Below are 18482 nucleotides of genomic sequence, written 5' to 3' on the forward strand. Positions count from 1 at the left end.
AGAAGTCCGCCGATCACAATTCCGGCGCGGCCGGTGAAACGGGCGCGGCCCTTGAACGGGTACTGGCGGCTATGTCGCCTTCCTGCCGGCCCGGGGCTTAAGCGGCCCCGCTTGTTTCGGCCCCGCCGCGGGGGCGCGGCGCCCCACGGCGATCCCGGCGTGTGATTTTTCGCCGGGATCGCCGTGGCACGGGTGCGGTTTTTCGGCGTGACCGGTGGCCGCAGTGCACCACGCTGACCTGGGCGGGGGCTCACGTATTGGACCTGGTTTGCGGACGTCCCCGGCATTCCAGCGGACGGACCCTCCGGGAGTGCGCCAGGGAGAAAAAGAGCCTGCGGCCGACCTTAACGGGCCGTCCACAGCGACACCGCGGCCAACGATTAACCCTGACGTAACGGCACTAACCGCACCCGCGGCCGGGGAATGCGCCGGAGTCCCCCGACCCCCGCACGGCAGCTGATCATCGGCTTCACCGGCCGATGTGGATGGATAACGGCCGGTCGACCGGCTACGTAAATCTGTTGCCACCGCCCCGTCCCCGGAAGTCGGCATCCGCGATCCCCCAGGCTGGGACGGCCGGTAGCCGCCCATCCCAAAATCGGGGGATTGCGGCACAATCCCACCGTCGACCCCCACTTCTTCCACCCGGCGTCCGCAACCGGCGGAGGACCATGCCACGCCGCCCATGACCCGACGGGCATGGGGGCTAAAGGTCCGTTCCCGGCGAGACCGCATCTCATCCGGAGTAAGTCCACTGCCCTAAGTGGCCCGCGCCTCGGGCGGAAGGGCAACGGCTCGGGAAGCACATCTCAAACCGGAGGAGGCGTCCGGGACGAGACAGATCCCCGCGCCGATTCGGGGCCGTAACCGGAACGAGCTGGCATTCGCCGCCCGAAGGCGGGGCGTCCGAAACAGAGCGGGCATCTCCGCGAAAGCCCGCCCGGACGGACGAACGCTCTCGGCCCGCCGGGAGCACGGGCCGAGAGCGCCGGGGATCAGCCGCCCCGAGTACCGCCGAAGGCGGCCTGAGAGAGCCTGAGAGGGCCTCAGGGGGCCGATGAATCGGGAAGCTCGCGATTTACCACGAGCGTCCCCGCGAGCCTGTCGTGGAGGGCCTGGCGCCGCGTGCCCTCGTACAGCAGGCCCGCGTTCGCCACCCAGAAGATGCCCGCCACTAGCCCGAGAACGGGAATCGGGCGTACCGCGATCGGCAGCGAATAGACCGCGGCACGCAGAACGGCGCGAGGAAACCCCAAAGGAGCGCTCTCGCCGCCCTTGCCGCCGTGATGTCGTTCGCCTGGGACGGCCAGGACGACCTCTATGCGGGCCAGGCGCTTGCCGAGCGTCCGTCCCCACAGGGCGAGCTGTATCGACTCGTACAGCAACATGAATCCGGCCACGGCGGGTGGAGCGACCACGTCCACCGTGTGCCCGGACACCAGTGCACGAACGACGACGATGACCGGCACGCCGACGATGAGCGTGTCGACGATGCGCGCCAGGAGGCGCTGCCCCGGCTCGGCGAGCGGTGCCGCCATCGCGGCTTACTCCGCGTACTCGTCGTACTCGTGGTACTCGTCGTGTCCGACCCGCTCATCGATGACGAGCGTGCCGGCGAAGCGGTCGTGCAGCGCCTGATGCAGCGGCTGGTCCCAGATCGCCCACAGGTAGGCCATCAGCGCACCCGCCCAGACCAGCACCATCCCGTACGCGGCGTAGTCCCACACCATCACCGCCAGGACGAGGAAGAAGAAGACGCCGACCTGGTACGCCACGTGCGTGATGCCGGCGCGCCATACGGCCTGCGTCATGGTCAGCGGTTGGCCCGCAGGACGCGCCTGGACGATGCCGAGGCCCATGATGCGCTTGCCGAGCGTCCGACCCGACATCGCCAACTGGACGGCCTCGTAGAGGAACGGCAGCACTGACAGGACGCAGAAGAGGGTGAAGATGATGGGCCAGTTCCACACACCCCCCTCGTCCTCGGTGTCGCTGCCTGGCCGGCCCAGGCCGAACGCACCGATGGTCACCGGGAGGACGAGCGCGAACCCGAAGACCGCCACAAGCGCGTTGTCGATGAGCCGGGCGCCCGCCCGCCGCATGATGGGGGCCAGGGCCATCTCTCCGCCCTGAGCCCCGCCGTACTGGTCAGAACCGCCGTACTGGTCGAACGACGCTTCGTACGTCTCGTTGTACGCAGGCTCCTGCGCCCACTGCTGCTGCGGCTGCTGCCACTGCTGCTGCGCGGGCTGCTGCGGTTGCGGCTGCTGCGGTTGCTGCCACTGGGGACCCTGGTACGGGGGTGGCGGGCCGTAAGAACCCTGCCCCTGCGGCGGCTGGTGGCGCCGACGCCCGCGGTTGGGGGAATCGCTCATTGGGTCAGTCCTCCAGGCGAAGCAACATCCGGGTGTTGCCCAACGTATTGGGCTTGACCCGATCGAGGTTCAAGAACTCTGCCACGCCTTCGTCGTAGGAGCGGAGAAGCTCCTCGTACACCTCTGGCGCCACCGGAGTCCCAAGGATCTGCTGGAAGCCGTGGCGCGCGAAGAACTCCACCTCGAAGGTAAGACAGAACACCCTCCGCACGCCGAGTTCTCGTGCGGTCTCCAGGAGGCGGGTGACGATGCGGTGTCCGATTCCGCGTCCGCCGTACCTCTTGTCCACGGCGACGGAGCGGACCTCCGCCAGGTCCTCCCACATCACGTGCAGGGCACCGCAGCCGATGACCGGCCCCGGCGCCCCGCGCTGGACGTCCTCGGCCACCCAGAACTCCTGGACGTCCTCGTACAGCTTCACCGTGGTCTTCTTCAGCAGGCGGCGCCCCGACCCGGCGTACAGGTCGACCAGCCCGCTGATCTCCTGAACGTCGGCGGTACGGGCACGCCGGATCACGACCTCCACAAACAGGCGAGATTATCGAACGCGATCCCCCTACTACAGGGCGGCCCTTGGCGACCTGCGTTTTCACTTGTTCTGGTTGGCATCCAATGCGGGTTCCGTTAGTGTCCTGCGCTGACGTCGGCCATCTGCAGGACTGAGGCCGAACCGCCGAGTCCTCAGGCCGCAGCCAGTGCCCCGAGGAGCCGGGACCCACATTCGGAGCGTCCGGGGGGTATCACCCCTCGTCCCGCAACACGTGGGGTGCAGCTGACTCGGCAGGCGGACGAAGAGAGGAGAATACGTGGAGCCATTGCGCCCCGCTCCCTTTTCACCATCGGCGCGTTCACGCTCCCCGCACTCGCCCCCGAACCGGGCCGCCCGAGTCCGCGGCAAGGGCCGCCTCCGCGCCAGGGCGCTGACCGTCGCCGGCGCGCTCGTCGCCGTTTCGGTCGCCCCGCACGCCGTCCCCGCCGCCCACGCCGATCCGGGGCCGTCCACGAAGGAACTGCGGTCCAAGGCCCTCAAGATCGCCGACGAGCTGGAGAAGCTCACCGAGCAGTACAACGGCCTGAAGGTCAAGCTCGCGCAGTCCCAGCGCGCCGCCAAGGTCGCCGCCGACAACGCCGAGCGGCAGCAGAAGTCGCTGCAGATCGTCCGGGAGAAGGTCAGCACCCTCGCCGCCACCAGCTACATGCAGGGCGGCAGCGACCCCGCGGTCTCGTTCATCGCCTCCAAGGACCCGCAGGCCGTCCTCGACCAGGCCGCCACCCTCCACTACTTCGCCAAGCAGGACAGCACCAGGGTCCTCGGGCTGATGCAGGCCATGCAGGCCGCCCAGCGCGCCCGCAAGTCCGCCGAGTCCCGCGCCGAGCAGGTCAAGGAGCTGCGGACGCAGCTCGAATCGCAGCGCAAGAAGGTCACCGAGACCTACGAGAAGGTCCGCGGCAAGCTCGTCGAGAAGGACCCCACACAGCTCGCCAAGCTCCCCGTCATCGGCACCGGGAAGGCCGCGCAGGCGCTGCGCCTCGCGATGGGCAAGATCGGCCGCCCGTATGTGTGGGGCGCCTCCGGGCCGAGCACCTTCGACTGTTCCGGCCTGACGATGTGGGCCTACAAGCAGGTCGGCATCAACCTGCCGCACTACACCGGCAGCCAGTGGAACGCGGGCACCCACGTGTCGCGGAGCCAGCTCCAGCCGGGCGACCTCGTGTTCTTCTACTCCGACCTCCACCACATGGGGATGTACGTCGGTGACGGCAAGATGCTGCACGCGCCCCGCACCGGCGACGTCGTGAGGATCGCCTCAATGGCCGGACGCCCCTTCGCCGGCGCCGTCCGGGTCGCCTGACCCGGGGAATCCACGGGCGGGCTCCTGAACACCGTCCGCGGCGACGCCCCCTGGCAGGGACCTACCTGTCAGGACGCCGGCGCCGCCGCTGCGGGGTCGGACGGAGTTCGGATGAGTTCGCCACCTGGATTCCTGGTGACGCTCGCCGTCCCCAGGCGAGCGTCGGGGGGTGATTCGGCTAGATGAGCTGCCTTCGGGCCGCCCACACCACGGCCTCGATAGGGGTGTTGACCTCCAGCCGGTCGCAGATCGTCCGCAACCGGCGCCGCAAGGTCCGTGCGCTCAGCTCCAGCTTGCGTGCCGCCACATCGGCGGTGACACCACTGGCGATCTGGGCGAGCAGCCGGATCTCCTCCTCGCTCAGCCCGAAATCGTCGGTGCCACGACGTGCGAGTGTGGCTGTTTCCACTCCGTCCTCCCTCGTCCATGGTGATGACCGCGGGGATGCAGCCGTCCGCTGCACAGGCACGGGTTGGGCCTCGATCTGTACGCGCGTTGGGTTGCCGGGTCCGGAGCCTTCCGGACTTAGATCATCGGGTTCCTTTTCTGTCTCACGAGCCTGGCCGGAGGTGGCCGCCTGGCCGATTGCGGGGTCGTTCGGGGGAACTCCGGGTGACGATTCACTCGTTGGCCAGCCGAGGGGGGCGGGATGAGATCGCCAGCCATCCGCACCCGCCCTTTCTCGTTGGACTCGCCAGATCTCGTCGCGGACGAAGATCGTGAATCGTTTCAAGCTACGCTTCGGCTCGGAACGCTAGGCGGCCGGATCCGGCCCGTCAAGCGCCAGTTCAACACTGTGTGTGCCCGAATGGTCACGATGTGTGACAGATCATTTGCCGGCGCGTACAGTAAAACGCCACTACCTGGGGAAACACCCCCGGAGCGGGACGAGGAGCGAGTTGCCACAGACCAGTATTCGTGAGGTCGCGAGGCGTGCTGGAGTCTCAGTTGGGACCGTTTCGAATGTCCTAAACCGGCCAGACCTCGTGGCCGAAGCCACCCGTAATCGAGTCCGCGCCGCGATCGAGGAGCTCGGATTCGTCCGCAACGAGTCCGCGCGGCGGCTCCGCCGGGGCCCCGAGCGCACCGCGGGCGAGTTCGGCGACGAGCCGCGACGCGCGTTCGGAGTCGTCGTCGAGGACCTCACCAACCCGTACGCGACCGATGTCGCCCGGGGAGCCGAGGCCGCCCTCAACGCGTCCGGCCACGACGCCCTCTGGCTGTCCAGTGACTACTCCGCCGCCAAGGAGCGGCGCTCGCTGGAACTCCTGGAGGATCAGCGCGCCGCCGGCGTCCTGATCATCCCGGTCGGCCTCGGCGGCCGGGACATCTCCCGGCTCCGCGCCGCTGGGCTGAGCGTGGTGCTGATCGACCGGAACGCGCCCGACGTGTGCTCCGCCCAGGTCGACCATGTCGCGGGCGGGGAGATCGCCGCCGCGCATCTGCTCGGCATCGGCCGCGAGCGGATCGCCTTCGTCACCGGCGTCCGGGAGCCGCAGCCCTGCGTCGAACGCCGCGACGGCGCCGCCCGCACGATCGTTGAGGCGGGGTTCGCGAAGCCCGCGGCACTGGTCCAGGACGCGCTGAGCCCCTCCGGGGGCCAGGCCGCCGCGCACCAGATCATGGCGATGTCGCCGCGTCCCGACGGCGTCTTCTGCGCCAACGACCTGCTGGCCATCGGCCTGATCAACGAGTTCGGCCGGCTCGGTGTCGCCGTCCCCGAGGACATCGCCGTGATCGGCTACGACGACATCGAGCTCGCCGCGAGCGCCGTCGTCCCGCTGACCACGATCCGGCAGCCCCGCCGCGAACTCGGCTGGGAGGCCGCCGAACTCGCCCTGGCCGAGGTACGCGAGGGCAAGTCGCACCAGCACCGCCAGGTGGTGCTCCGGCCCGATCTGGTGATCCGGGAAAGCGCTTAGCCGCCCGCGTCCCGCGGGCGCGGGCCGCGCGGGCTCCCGGTCACTGTTCGGGTTTGACCAGCGGGAACAGGATCGTCTCGCGGATTCCCTTGCCGGTGAACGCCATGATCATGCGGTCGATGCCGGCGCCCATCCCGCCCGTGGGCGGCATCGCGTACTCCAGGGCGCGCAGGAAGTCCTCGTCCAGCTGCATGGCCTCAGGGTCGCCGCCCGCGGCGAGCAGCGACTGCTCGGTGAGGCGGCGGCGCTGCTCGATCGGGTCGACCAGCTCGGAGTAGGCGGTGCCCAGCTCCGTCCCGAACCCGATGAGGTCCCACTTCTCGGTGAGGAGGGGCTCCTCCCGGTGCTGGCGCGTCAGCGGCGACGTCTCGACCGGGTAGTCCATGACGAACGTGGGCTGGACGAGGGTGTGCTCGATCAGCTCCTCGAACAAATCCTGGACCAGCTTGCCCTGCCCCCACTTCGGGTCCCAGGAGACGCCCCGGGCGTCCGCGAGTTTGCGGACGTCCTCGATGGGCGTGTGCGGGGTGATCTCCTCTCCGAGCGCCTCGGAAACCGACCCGTACAGCGTGATCCGCGGCCACTCCGCCAGGCCGAGGTCGATCTCGACGCCGTCATGGACGACCACGGTGGTGCCGAGAGCGGCGACGACCGCCTTCTGGTACATCCGCTGGGTCAGGTCGGCCATGTCGTTGTAGTCGAGGTACGTCCCGTAGGCCTCCAGCATCGTGAACTCCGGGTTGTGCGTGGAGTCCGCGCCCTCGTTCCGGAAGTTCCGGCTCACCTCGAAGACCTTGTCGATGCCGCCGACGACGAGCCGCTTCAGGTACAGCTCGATCGCGATGCGGAGGTACAGGTCCATGCCGTAGGCGTTGATGTGCGTCTTGAACGGACGCGCCGCCGCACCGCCGTGGATCGGCTGCAGCATCGGCGTCTCGACCTCGAGGTAGCCCTCGTCGTGCCAGAAGTCCCGCACCGCGCGGACGGTGGCGCTGCGGAGCCGGGCCATCTTCCGGGCCTCGTCGTTGACGATGAGGTCGACGTACCGCTGCCGGACCCGCGCCTCCGGGTCGGTCAGCCCGGCGTGCTTCTCCGGCAGCGGCCGCAGGCACTTCGACGTGATCGCGAACCGGTCCGCCATGATCGACAGCTCGCCGCGGCGGGACGTGATGACCTCGCCCTCGACGCCGATGTGGTCGCCGAGGTCGACCTCCCGCTTCCAGAAGTCGAGCTGCTCCTGCCCGACCTTCGCCAGCGACAGCATGATCTGGATGTCGCCGGAACCGTCCCGGACGGTGGCGAAGCACAGCTTCCCGGTGTTGCGGACCAGCATGACGCGTCCGGTGACACCGACCTTGTCGCCCGTCTCGGCGCCCGGCTCCAGGTCCGGGTGTTTCTCGCGGATCTCGTCGATCGTCGCCGTCCGCGGAAAGGTCACCGGGTAGGGGTCGATTCCGCTCTCGCGGAGCCGGTCGAGCTTCTCCCGGCGCACGCGCATCTGCTCCGGGAGCTCGTCGAAGGTCTCGTCAGTCACGTCCAAAGGCTATCGAGCCCGCGCGACGACCCGCGAACGCATTCGCCCTGTGCGCCGCGTGACCGGCGCGAGACCCCCGGCCGGTTCCGGCTACGGCGTGTTGCGCTCGTAGATGAGCCGGAGGCCGATGAGGGTGAGCCACGGTTCGAACACGTCGATGCTGCGGGACTCCTCCAGGACGAGAGGCGCGAGGCCGCCGGTGGCGATGATCGTGACCTGCTCGGGGTCCTCGGCGAGTTCGTCGGACATGCGCTCGACGATGCCGTCCACCTGACCGGCGAAGCCGAAGATAATCCCGGACTGCAGCGCCTCGACGGTGTTCTTGGCGATCACGCTGCGCGGCCTGACCAGCTCGATCTTGTGCAACTGGGCACCGCGCGACGACAGTGCGTCTATGGAGATCTCTATGCCGGGGGCGATGGCGCCGCCCACGTACTCGCCCTTGGCGGAGACGGCGTCGAAGGTGGTGGCGGTGCCGAAGTCGACGACGATCGCCGGACCGCCGTGGGTGTGCACGGCGGCGAGCGCGTTCACGATCCGGTCGGCGCCGACCTCCTTGGGGTTGTCCATCCGCACGGGGACGCCGGTCTTGACGCCCGGCTCCACGATCACCGCGGAAACGTCGCCGTAGTAGCGGCGGCACATCTCCCGCATCTCGTGCAGGACGGACGGGACCGTGGAGCACAGCGCGATGCCGCTGATGTCGGTCTCGGCCAGCAGCGGGCTCTGCTGGACGAGGCCCTGCAGGACCACGGCGATCTCGTCGGCCGTACGCCGCGGATCGGTGTTGATCCTCCAGTGCTCGATCACCTCGTCGCCCTCGAACAGGCCGAGGACGGTCTGGGTGTTACCGACGTCGATCGTGAGCAGCATCAGGTCCCCGCTGGTCAGGTGAAGTCAAGGCCGATGTCGAAGACGCGGGCCGAATGCGTCAGCGCGCCGACGGCAAGGTAGTCCACCCCGGTCACGGCGACGTATCGGGCCCGCTCCAGGGTAAGGCCACCGCTCGCCTCAAGCTCCGCCCGCCCCGCGACTAGCCGCACCGCCTCGGTCATCTCGGCGTCGGTCATGTTGTCGAGCAGGATGCTCGTGGCGCCGACCGCGAGGGCCTCCTCGACCTGCGCGAGGGTGTCGCACTCCACCTGGACGTGCAGGGACGGGTACACGGCGCGGATGGCCTCGTACGCCTTGGTGACGCTTCCGGCCGCCGCGACGTGGTTGTCCTTGATGAGCGCGGCGTCGTACAGGCCCATCCGGTGGTTGACGCCGCCGCCGCAGTGCACGGCGTATTTCTGCAGGGCGCGCAGGCCGGGCAGCGTCTTGCGGGTGTCGCGGACCTTGGCCTTGGTGCCGGCCAGGGCGTCGGTCCACCTCCGCGTCGCCGTCGCGATTCCGGACAGGTGGGTGAGCAGATTCAGGGCTGTCCGTTCGGCGCGCAGCACGGCCCTGGTCTGCCCGCTGACGGAGATGAGGACCTGCCCTGGGACGACATGGTCCCCGTCCTCCGCCCTGGTCTCGTAGGCCACGTCCGCGACCTCGAAGACGGCGCAGGCCACCGGGACGCCCGCGACGACGCCGTCCTCCCTGGCGGTGAGGTTCCCGGCCGCGGTGTCGTCCGGCGCGAAGATCGGCATGCTGGTGACGTCGACCTCGCCGTCCTCCGCGAGCGCCGTCCGGACGAGGTTTTCCACAGCCTGTGGATCGAGCCCCGCGGCACTCAGCTTCTGCGACAGTTCCGGTGTCATGAGCGCTTTCCTTCCAGAGGTTCGTAACCGGTGGCCAGGACGTTCCCCGCCAGCCGCGTCACAAGATGACCGCGCCACGCGCCGTCCACGCGCTCGGGGAAGTCCTCACGCCAGTGCGACCCGCGCGTCTCCTCCCGCCGCCGCGCCGCCGCCACGATCGCGGACGCGACGGTGTGCAGGTTGGTGACCTCCCACGCCTCCACGCCCGGCTCCGCCCCCGTCCCCGCACGGGGCAGCGCGGCCAGCTCGCGGGCGGCGGTCTCCAGCCCCTCCGCCCCGCGCAGCACACCCGCGTAGGACGTCATGATCCGCTGAATCTCCCCGCGCCCCTCCGGCCCGAGCAGCCCGCCGCCGTCGGCCGCGTGGGAATGGTTTGCGGTGGCCGGAGCGTGGGGCGTGGCCGCCGCGTCGGTTCGGAGGGCGGTGGCTATGCGGTCGGCGAAGACCAGGCCCTCCAGAAGGGAGTTGGACGCCAGGCGGTTCGCGCCGTGGACACCCGTGCAGGCGACCTCGCCGCAGGCGTAGAGGCCGGGGACGGACGTGCGGCCGTGCAGGTCCGTGCGGACACCTCCGCTCGCGTAGTGCGCGGCGGGAACGACGGGGATCGGCTCGGTCACCGGGTCGATGCCGTGGTGCCGGCAGGCGGCCAGGATGGTCGGGAAACGGTTCTCCCATGTCGCCGCGCCGAGGTGCCGGCCGTCCAGCAGCATGTGCGACGCGCCGGTCTCGCGCATCCGGTTCATGATTCCCTTGGCGACGACGTCGCGCGGGGCGAGTTCGGCGAGTTCGTGACGTCCGGTCATGAAGCGCTCGCCGTTGTGGTCGACGAGGTGGGCGCCCTCACCGCGGACGGCCTCGGAGATCAGCGGCTGCTGGCCACGCGCGCCGTCGCCGAGCCAGAGCACCGTCGGATGGAACTGGACGAACTCCAGATCGGTGACCGCGGCACCGGCGCGCAGCGCGAGCGCGACGCCGTCGCCGGTCGAGACCTCGGGGTTGGTCGTGGCGGAGAACACCTGGCCGAGCCCACCGGTCGCCAGCACGACGGCGCGGGCCTTGACGGCGCCCACGCCGCCCGGCTGGCCTTCGCCCATGACGTGCAGGGTGATCCCCGCCGCGCGCCCGGCGGCGTCCTTCAGCAGGTCGAGGACCAGCGCATGCTCGATGACCTCGACGCCGGAGTCCTTGAGCGCGGCGAGGAGGGCGCGGCTGATCTCCGCGCCGGTCGCGTCCCCGCCCGCGTGGGCGATGCGGCGGCGGTGATGGCCGCCCTCCCGGGTCAGCGCGATGTCGCCGCCGGTGGAACGGTCGAACACGGTGCCGAGGTCGATGAGGCCGCGGACGGCGTCCGGCCCTTCGGTGACCAGGGCCCGGACGGCGTCCTCGTCGCACAGCCCGACACCGGCGGTGAGCGTGTCGGCGAGGTGCTCTTCGGGGGTGTCCTCGGGGGCGAGCGCGGCGGCGATCCCGCCCTGCGCCCAGCGCGTCGAGCCGGCGTCCAGGAGGGCCTTGGTGACGAGCAGCACCCGCCCGTGGGGGCGGCAGCGCAGGGCGGTGACAAGGCCGGCGATGCCGGAGCCGATGACGACGACGTCGGTCTCGGTGGTCCAGCCGGGGGCGGGGGCATGGAGAACGGAAGGGATCACGGACCCTCCTCGGGATCGGTTCTCGTCATTATGACTCTAATCCGGTCCCGCTCAGCCGCCCGCCCCCACACAGTGGCCGTTATCACCCCGTCGGAAACCGTCCACGCGCACACAGAACGCGGCGAGCCGTCCGTCAGGGTTTCCGTCCGTCAGGGGGTGGGCCCGTCCGTCAGGGGTGGACCAGGTCGCCGCGGGTCGTCTTGGTGCCCGGGACGGGTTCGGCGGGGTCGGACCCCAGGGAGATGATCTTGTTGGAGCGGTCGACGTGCACGACGCGCGGGACGAACTCGCGGGCCTCGGCATCGCTGAGCTGGGCGTAGCTGATGATGATCACCAGGTCGCCGGGGGACACGAGACGGGCGGCGGCGCCGTTGATGCCGATGACGCCGGAGCCGCGCTCGCCCGCGATCAGGTACGTCTCCAGGCGGGCGCCGTTGTCGATGTCGACGACGGAGACCTGCTCGCCGGGCAGGAGGTCGGCGGCGTCCATCAGATCCTGGTCGATGGTCAGCGAGCCGACATAGTGCAGGTCCGCCTGCGTCACGGTGGCGCGGTGGATCTTGGACTTGAACATCGTCCGGAACATCAGTGCTCCTTGCCGAGCTGGAGGGAAACGTTGTCGATCAGGTGGGTGATGCCGACGCGGCCCGCGACGGCGAGGACGGCGGGACCGGTGCGGGGGCCCGTGATCGTGGTGAAGGTCTCGGGGTCGACGAGGACGAGGTAGTCGAGGATAAGGGGCGGGTCGGCGGTCGCGGCCTCGTCGAGGACGGCGTTCGCCGCGCCGGTCACGGCCTCGGTGCCTTCGCCGGCGGCGTCCGCCCCGGCGCGGAGGGCGCGCGACAGGGCCGCGGCGGTGTGGCGTTCGGACGCGGAGAGGTAGCGGTTGCGGCTGGAGAGGGCCAGGCCGTCGGGTTCCCGGACGGTCGGGCCGCCCGCGACCCGCACGGGGACGTCCAGGTCGGCGACCATGCGGCGGATCATCGCGAGCTGCTGCGCGTCCTTCTCCCCGAAGATCGCCACGTCGGGCCGGACGAGGTTGAGAAGTTTCAGCACGACGGTGAGCATCCCGTCGAAGTGGCCGGGACGGGCGGCACCCTCCACGATCTCGCCCATCGGCCCCGACTTGATCGTGACCTGTGGCTCGCCCGGGTACATGACGTCGCGGGTGGGAGCGAACACGAGGTCCACGCCTTCCGCGGCGCACGCTTCGAGGTCGGCGCCGAACGTGCGGGGGTAGCGGTCGAAGTCCTCACCGGGCGCGAACTGGAGCGGGTTGACGAAGATGCTGACCGCCACGGTGTCCGCGCTGCGGCGCGCCTGCCGCATCAGGGAGCGGTGGCCTTCGTGCAGCGCCCCCATGGTCGGGACGAGCGCCAGCGTCCCCTCGGTCCGGGAGCGGGCCTCGGCCAGTTCTTCGCGTGTCCGCGCGATGACCGGGGTCACCACCTCGGGTGGGTGGGCCGGCGTGGAGTGGTGGGTGAGTGCCGGGTCGGCAGGCCGCACTGTGTCCTCCCTGGTCAATCCGCGTTCTCCCTGATCAATCCGCGTTCTCGGTAGTCAGTCCGCCAGTGCTTCGAGGAGGCGTTCGGCGTCCTCGGGTCTGAGCATTCCGGCGGCGAGCGCCCGGTCGGCGGTGAGGCGGGCCAGGGCGACGTAGGCGCGGCGGCTCTCCGGCGACACCTTCGCCAGTTCGTCGATGTGGCCGGACACGGTTCCGGCGTCGCCGCGGGCGACCGGGCCGGTGAGGCCGTCGATGCCGAGGCGCAGCCCGTTGTCGAGGGCGGCGCCGAGCAGCGGGCCGAGCATCCGGCCGGGCTCCGCGACGCCGGCGGCGTGCAGCAGGTCCATCGCCTCGACGACCAGCGTGACCAGGTGGTTCGCGCCCCCGGCGAGCGCCGCGTGGTACAGCGGGCGGCGTTCCTCGGTGATCCAGACGGGTTCGCCGCCCATCTCCAGGACGAGCGCCTCGGCGACGGGGCGCAGCGGCTCGGGCGAGGTGACGCCGAACGAGATGCCGGTGAGGCGGTTCACGTCGTCCGGGCGTCCGGTGAACGTCATGACCGGGTGCAGGGCGAGCGGGAGGGCGCCGGCGCGGGTGAGGGGGTCGAGGACGGCGGTTCCGTACCGTCCGCTGGTGTGCATGATCAGCTTGCCGGTGACGGCGACGCCCGCGGAGACCAGGCCGGTCGCGAGTTCGGGCAGCTCGTCGTCCGGGACGGTCAGCAGCACCAGGTCGGCGGCCGCGACGACGTCCGGCGGCGGTGCGACGCCCGCGCCGGGGAGGTGTTCCTCGACGCGCGACCGCGACCGCTCGGACACGGCGGTCGCGGCGACCACACGGTGGCCCGCCCGGGACAGCGCGGCGCCGAGCGCCGTGCCCACGCGGCCGGCGCCGACGACGCCGACCGCGAGCCGCGCGGGCCTGTCCTCCGGGGTCTCCCCACCGGGGACCGGCCCGTTTCCGGGCGCGGCGGAGGAAGGCGTGACGTGAGGGTCCATCGGTTCGTTCCAGTCCTCAGAGGTACCGGACGCGAAACAGGGTACCCGCGGGTCCGGCTCACGCGCCCGGGGGGTGACGATCGCCACCCCGTGCCCCCCATTCAGTCATGCGCGAGGGACTCGACGATGGACGTCCTGGCGGCGCGCCGCGCGGGCATCACGGCGGCGACGGTCCCGGCGGCGCCCGCGAGGACGACGAAGCCGGTCACCTGCAGGTAGGGCAGTGCGAACAGCGAGTCGTCGGCCATCGCGTTCGTCGCGGCCCACCCGAACGCGATCCCGAGGACCACCCCCGTGGACGCGCCGATCACGGCCATGACGAGGGCCTCGACGGACAGCATCCGGCGGAGCTGGCGTTTGGTGAGGCCGACGGCGCGCAGCAGCGCCGACTCCCGTGTCCGTTCCACGACGGAGAGGGTGAGGGTGTTCGCGATGCCGAACAGCGCGATGACGATCGCGAGGCCGAGCAGCCCGGCGAAGACCATGAGGATCATGTCGATCGCCTCGGTCATCGTCTCCTTGAACTCCGCGGCGGACGTCACCTTGGCGGCCGGGTACGGCTGCGCCGCGTCCTCGACGGCCCTGCGGGCCGCGGCGGCGGGGACGCCGTCATGGGTCTTGATGTAGAGCGCCGACGGGTCCACGGTGCCGAAGTACCGGGTGAAGTCGGCTTCGGGGACGATGATCCCGGCGAGCTGCGCGCCCAGGCCGTACACGGCGGTGATCTTCACGGGGACGGTGCCGTGCGGGGTCTCGACCCGGATGGTCCGTCCGATGCCGTAGCCCGGCTGCCCGGCGGTCGCCTCGTCCACCATCGCGGTCCCCGGTTCGAGGGCCGCGCCGAGCGCGCCCTCCTTCATCTCGGGTTTCACGGTCGTGCCGAGCGCCGACGGGGTGACCGTGGCGATCCGCCCCTCCTCCCCGCCGATCTTCGTCTCCTGCCGGCGGGTCTCGGCGACCGCGGCGATCCCGGGACGGTCGCGCAGCGCCTCCGCGAGCGCCTGCGGGACGCGTCCGTCCGCGTTCTGCGTCTGGATCTGGAACTCGGCGGGGAACTGCTCCTCCAGTTTGTCCGCCGCGGTCGCCTTGCCGCTCGCCGCGATCACCGCGAACAGGCTCATCAGCCCGACGCCGACCGTCAGCGCGATCGTCGTGGTCGCGGTGCGGCGGGGGGCGCGCTGCGCGTTCGCGACCGCCAGCCGGCCCGGGACGCCGCCGAGCCGCGCCGGGGCGGCGCCCACGAGCCGTCCGAGCGGCCGGACGAGCGCCGGCATCGCCGCGATCACCGCGAGGAAGAACACGCCGCCGGCGATCGCGACCACGTACATCGCGGCCTCGCCCTTGTCCATGGCGAGTGACCCGAGCCCGCCGACGGCCAGGCCCGCGGCGCCGAGCAGGACGGCGATCGCCGTGCGCAGCCGACCGAGGCGGAATCGTCCGCTGGACGGCTCCGGGTCCGAGCGCAGCGCGGCGACGGGCGCGACGCGGGTCGCGGCGCGGGCGGGCAGCATCGCGGACAGGACGGTCACGACGGTCCCGACCGCCAGGCCGGCCACGATCGTCCGCACGGTGAGGGACGGCGCGGCGACGTCCACGCCGACGTCCAGCCTGCTGATCGCGACGAGCGCGCCCTCGCCGAGGCCGACCCCGGCGGCGAGGCCGAGCAGCGAGCCGGCGAGGCCGACCGCCGCGGACTCGGCGACCACGCCGCCGAACACCTGCCGCCGGGTCGCGCCGACGCAGCGCAGCAGCGCCATCTCCCGCATCCGCTGCGCGATCAGGATCGAGAACGTGTTGTAGATGACCAGGGCGGACACCAGCATCGCCACCAGCCCGAAGATCAGCAGCCCGGTGCGGATGACCTCGGTGTCGGCGCCCGCCGCCTTCGCCAGCAGCGCGCCGAGTTCCGTGCCGGTGTACACCTCGTTGGACGGACCGGCGGCCGCCTCGATCGCCGCCCGGTCTCCACCGGCGATGTCGATTTCGCGGTAGGCCTTCTCGCCGGTCATCGCGATCGCGGTTCGGGTGTCGAAGCCGACGGCGCCCTGGAAGGCGGCATCCTGGTCGATGCCGAAGTCGACCACCCCCACGACGTTGAAGCTGTGCGGGTGGTTGCCGTCGTCCAGGATCGTGACCGTGTCACCGACGGTGAAGCCCTCCCGCTGGGCTGTTCCGCTGTCGAGGACGGTCTCGCCTCCACCGGACGGGGGTCGCCCCTTGTCGACGTCGTAGCGCAGCAGCGGCCCGGACGGTACCGACATCCCGACGGTGGGGAAGTCGCCGACCGCCTTACCGTCCTTTCCGACCAGGGCGGCTTCGCCCTTCACCATGCCGTGCACGTCGGTCACGCCGGGCAGCGCGCGGACCTTCCGGAGCGTGTCGGCGGAGATGCCCTTCTCGGGGTCGTCGCTCTTCGGCACCACCGCGAAGTCCACCTTGTCGGCGGACTTCGCGAACGTCTTCGCGACACCTTTGTCCATCGTGTCCGTCAGCACGAACGTGCCGGAGATGAACCCGACGCCGAGGGTGATGGCCACCGCCGTCAGCAGCAGCCGCAGCTTGTGGGCGCGCAGGCCCGCCAGGGTCGTCCTCAGCATCACGCCTCCAGGCTCTTGAGGCGGTCGAGCACGGTGGCGGGCGTCGGCTGGACGATCTCGGACACGATCTCGCCGTCCCGCAGGAACACCACCCGGTCGGCGTACGATGCGGCGACCGGGTCATGGGTGACCATCACGACCGTCTGGCCCATCTCCCGGACCGAGGAGCGCAGGAACCCGAGGACCTCGGCGCCCGCCCGGGAGTCGAGGTTGCCGGTCGGCTCGTCCGCGAAGATCACCTCGGGGCGGGCGACGATCGCGCGGGCGCACGCCACCCGCTGCTGCTGGCCGCCCGACAGTTCGTTGGGCCGGTGCCCCAGCCGGTCGCGCAGCCCCAGGACGTCCACGACCCGGTCGAACCACGCACGGTCCGGCTTGCGGCCCGCCATCTCGATCGGGAGCAGGATGTTCTGCTCGGCGGTGAGCGTCGGCAGCAGGTTGAACGCCTGGAACACGAACCCCACACGGTCGCGGCGCAGCAGTGTCAGCTGCCGGTCCCCCATCCCGGTGATCTCCGCGTCGCCGAGGACGATCCGGCCGCCTGTGACGGTGTCCAGCCCGGCCAGGCAGTGCATCAGCGTCGACTTCCCGGACCCGGACGGGCCCATGATCGCGGTGAACGCGCCTCTGGTGAAGGCGGCGCTGACGCCGCGCAGCGCGTGCACGGCCGCGTCGCCGGACCCGTACACCTTCGAGACGCCCTCGGCCGTCACGGCCGGCGGTGCCGCGGCGGCCGGGGTCCCTCCGGGCGGGTCGGCGAACATGCTGGTCACGATGACTCCTTCATGGTCCGGATCGGTCGGGGACCACGCTAGGAATCCCCGCCGCCCCTGCCATCGGACCGGCGGCCACGCTTCACGTCAGCCTCACGGCTACCCGGCGCCCTCCCGTACGACCTGAGTCGTACGAACCCGCCCCCCGCGCACCGACCGCCTGGACGCGAACCGCCATGGGCCTGCCGTCCACACGGGTCTGCCGTCCATACGGCCTGCCGTCCGTACGGCCTGCCGTCCAACGCGAAAGCGCCGGAGACCCTGTCGGGTTTCCGGCGCTCAGGCGATGGACGGATGTCCGTCCGTGTCGTGTCAGTCCCCGTATTCGACGGATGCGCCACCCTTGCACTGCGCGCTCGCGAGGCCGATGACGGCGACGGCGTTCCCGCAGACGTTCACCGGGACCGAGATGGGCGCGATGATCTGGTTCCCGCCCAGGATCGATCCGTTACCGCTGGTCTCGTTGTCGGAGAACCAGCTGTCGCCACCACCGTGGCCTCCGTGGCCTCCGTGGCCATGGTGGCCTCCGTGGCCGTCGTGGCCTCCGAAGGTGGCTGCGTGCGCGGGGGCGGCGTTCAGGGCCGAGGCGGCGACGGCGAAGCCGAGTACGCCGGTCGCGGCAAGCTTCTTGATCACGAGAGTCCTCCCGTACGTGGGCTTAGCAGGCCCGTTGTGACAATTGCCGACGTCGCCTGCTAAGACGGCGTCGCGTACGGTAGTTACCCAGCTACTCTCAGGTAGATCAATTCCACACCCCACGATGGAGACAAGAAGTCACCATAGAGCGATCAAGCTGTTACGTTAAGTCGTCCCTTTGGCCGCTTTTGACCAGACCTGTCTCATAGGCGAACACGACGGCCTGCACCCGGTCCCGAAGGCCCAGCTTCATGAGGATCCGCCCCATGTGCGTCTTCACCGTCGCCTCCGAGACGTACAACCGTCCCGCGATCTCCGCGTTCGACAGTCCCCGCGCGACGAGCCGCAGCACCTCGCCCTCCCGCTCGGTCAGGCTGTCCAGCGCCCCGCCCGCCCTCTGCTCCGCGTCCGGCAGATGCACCGCGAACCGGTCCAGCAGCCGCTTCGTCGTGCTCGGCGCCACCACCGCGTCCCCCGAATGCACCGCCTTGATCGCCTCGATCAGCTGCGCCGGACCCGCGTCCTTCAACAGGAACCCGCCCGCCCCCGCCTTGATCGCGGCGAACGCGTACTCGTCCAGGTCGAACGTGGTCAGGATGATGACCTTCGGCCCCGCCCCGGCCACCACCCGCCGCGTCGCCTCGATCCCGTCCATCCGCGGCATCCGCACGTCCATGAGGACGACGTCCGCGCGCGTGCCCCGCAGCAGTTCGAGGGCCTGCGCGCCGTCCCCGGCCTCGCCGACGACCTCGATGTCGGGCTGCGCGTCCAGGACCATCGTGAACCCGGCCCGCACCAGCTCCTGATCGTCGACGAGCACCACGCGGACGGGCGCCGTCGTCTCGTCCTCGAACTCAGCCTCCGTCACACGCACTCCCAACGCGGCACGCACCGGCGCT

Annotated in this window: 15 protein-coding genes and 1 pseudogene; 2 read left to right on the forward strand and 14 right to left on the reverse strand. The window is 70.7% G+C overall.

Annotated elements, in window-relative coordinates; translation table 11 throughout:
- Positions 1-1046: 1046 nt before the first annotated feature.
- From ACGFIS_RS16840 to ACGFIS_RS16850, 3 genes are read right to left on the reverse strand one after another with little or no spacing between them, the layout of a single operon-like run.
- A complete protein-coding gene (locus tag ACGFIS_RS16840; protein ID WP_392905838.1) occupies positions 1047-1538 on the reverse strand; it encodes an RDD family protein in 492 nt (163 codons plus the stop codon).
- Positions 1539-1544: 6 nt separating this feature from the next.
- Positions 1545-2375, reverse strand: coding sequence for an RDD family protein (locus ACGFIS_RS16845; protein ID WP_392905840.1), 831 nt, complete (start codon positions 2373-2375; stop codon positions 1545-1547).
- A 4-nt stretch (positions 2376-2379) separates the two neighbouring features.
- Positions 2380-2901: an amino-acid N-acetyltransferase gene (locus tag ACGFIS_RS16850; RefSeq protein ID WP_392905843.1), complete on the reverse strand. Its 522-nt coding sequence runs from the start codon at positions 2899-2901 to the stop codon at positions 2380-2382.
- Positions 2902-3181: 280 nt separating this feature from the next.
- Between ACGFIS_RS16850 and ACGFIS_RS16855 the strand changes: the two genes are divergently transcribed.
- Positions 3182-4228: an NlpC/P60 family protein gene (locus ACGFIS_RS16855; protein WP_392905845.1), complete on the forward strand. Its 1047-nt coding sequence runs from the start codon at positions 3182-3184 to the stop codon at positions 4226-4228.
- A gap of 178 nt (positions 4229-4406) precedes the next feature.
- Here ACGFIS_RS16855 and ACGFIS_RS16860 read toward each other — a convergent pair whose 3' ends face one another.
- On the reverse strand, positions 4407-4637 hold the full coding sequence (locus ACGFIS_RS16860; protein WP_021591725.1) for a LuxR C-terminal-related transcriptional regulator: 231 nt from the start codon (positions 4635-4637) through the stop codon (positions 4407-4409).
- A 412-nt stretch (positions 4638-5049) separates the two neighbouring features.
- Here ACGFIS_RS16860 and ACGFIS_RS16865 point away from each other — a divergent pair, with 412 nt between their 5' ends.
- Positions 5050-6150, forward strand: a complete 1101-nt coding sequence (locus tag ACGFIS_RS16865; RefSeq protein ID WP_392905847.1) for a LacI family DNA-binding transcriptional regulator — start codon at positions 5050-5052, stop codon at positions 6148-6150.
- A gap of 40 nt (positions 6151-6190) precedes the next feature.
- Here ACGFIS_RS16865 and lysX read toward each other — a convergent pair whose 3' ends face one another.
- The 10 genes and pseudogenes from lysX to ACGFIS_RS16915 all read right to left on the reverse strand — a co-directional run bounded on the left by lysX (position 6191) and on the right by ACGFIS_RS16915 (position 18451).
- Entirely contained in the window at positions 6191-7684 is a 1494-nt protein-coding gene (gene lysX / locus ACGFIS_RS16870) for a bifunctional lysylphosphatidylglycerol synthetase/lysine--tRNA ligase LysX (RefSeq protein ID WP_392971513.1), read from the reverse strand.
- A gap of 90 nt (positions 7685-7774) precedes the next feature.
- On the reverse strand, positions 7775-8557 hold the full coding sequence (locus ACGFIS_RS16875; protein ID WP_392905853.1) for a type III pantothenate kinase: 783 nt from the start codon (positions 8555-8557) through the stop codon (positions 7775-7777).
- Between the two features lie 14 nt (positions 8558-8571).
- Positions 8572-11075, reverse strand: a pseudogene (locus tag ACGFIS_RS16880) (L-aspartate oxidase).
- Positions 11076-11244: 169 nt separating this feature from the next.
- Positions 11245-11661: an aspartate 1-decarboxylase gene (gene panD / locus ACGFIS_RS16885; protein WP_392905855.1), complete on the reverse strand. Its 417-nt coding sequence runs from the start codon at positions 11659-11661 to the stop codon at positions 11245-11247.
- Positions 11661-12521 carry a pantoate--beta-alanine ligase gene (gene panC / locus ACGFIS_RS16890; protein ID WP_392905990.1) on the reverse strand — a complete coding sequence of 287 codons (861 nt, stop codon included), beginning with the start codon at positions 12519-12521 and terminating at the stop codon, positions 11661-11663. The genes panD and panC overlap by 1 nt, the downstream gene beginning before the upstream one ends.
- Positions 12522-12635: 114 nt before the next feature.
- On the reverse strand, positions 12636-13577 hold the full coding sequence (locus tag ACGFIS_RS16895; protein ID WP_392971516.1) for a Rossmann-like and DUF2520 domain-containing protein: 942 nt from the start codon (positions 13575-13577) through the stop codon (positions 12636-12638).
- Positions 13578-13678: 101 nt separating this feature from the next.
- The gene (locus tag ACGFIS_RS16900; RefSeq protein WP_392971519.1) at positions 13679-16174 is read right to left on the reverse strand and encodes an ABC transporter permease; all 2496 of its coding nucleotides are present in this window, start codon (positions 16172-16174) and stop codon (positions 13679-13681) included.
- On the reverse strand, positions 16174-16938 hold the full coding sequence (locus ACGFIS_RS16905; RefSeq protein ID WP_392905991.1) for an ABC transporter ATP-binding protein: 765 nt from the start codon (positions 16936-16938) through the stop codon (positions 16174-16176). The genes ACGFIS_RS16900 and ACGFIS_RS16905 overlap by 1 nt, the downstream gene beginning before the upstream one ends.
- A gap of 321 nt (positions 16939-17259) precedes the next feature.
- Positions 17260-17583, reverse strand: a complete 324-nt coding sequence (locus tag ACGFIS_RS16910; protein ID WP_392905860.1) for a chaplin family protein — start codon at positions 17581-17583, stop codon at positions 17260-17262.
- Between the two features lie 160 nt (positions 17584-17743).
- The gene (locus tag ACGFIS_RS16915; RefSeq protein ID WP_392905862.1) at positions 17744-18451 is read right to left on the reverse strand and encodes a response regulator; all 708 of its coding nucleotides are present in this window, start codon (positions 18449-18451) and stop codon (positions 17744-17746) included.
- Positions 18452-18482 lie beyond the last annotated feature (31 nt).

Origin of the sequence: Spirillospora sp. NPDC048824 (assembly GCF_043198455.1) — a bacterium.
Lineage (GTDB): Bacteria > Actinomycetota > Actinomycetes > Streptosporangiales > Streptosporangiaceae > Spirillospora.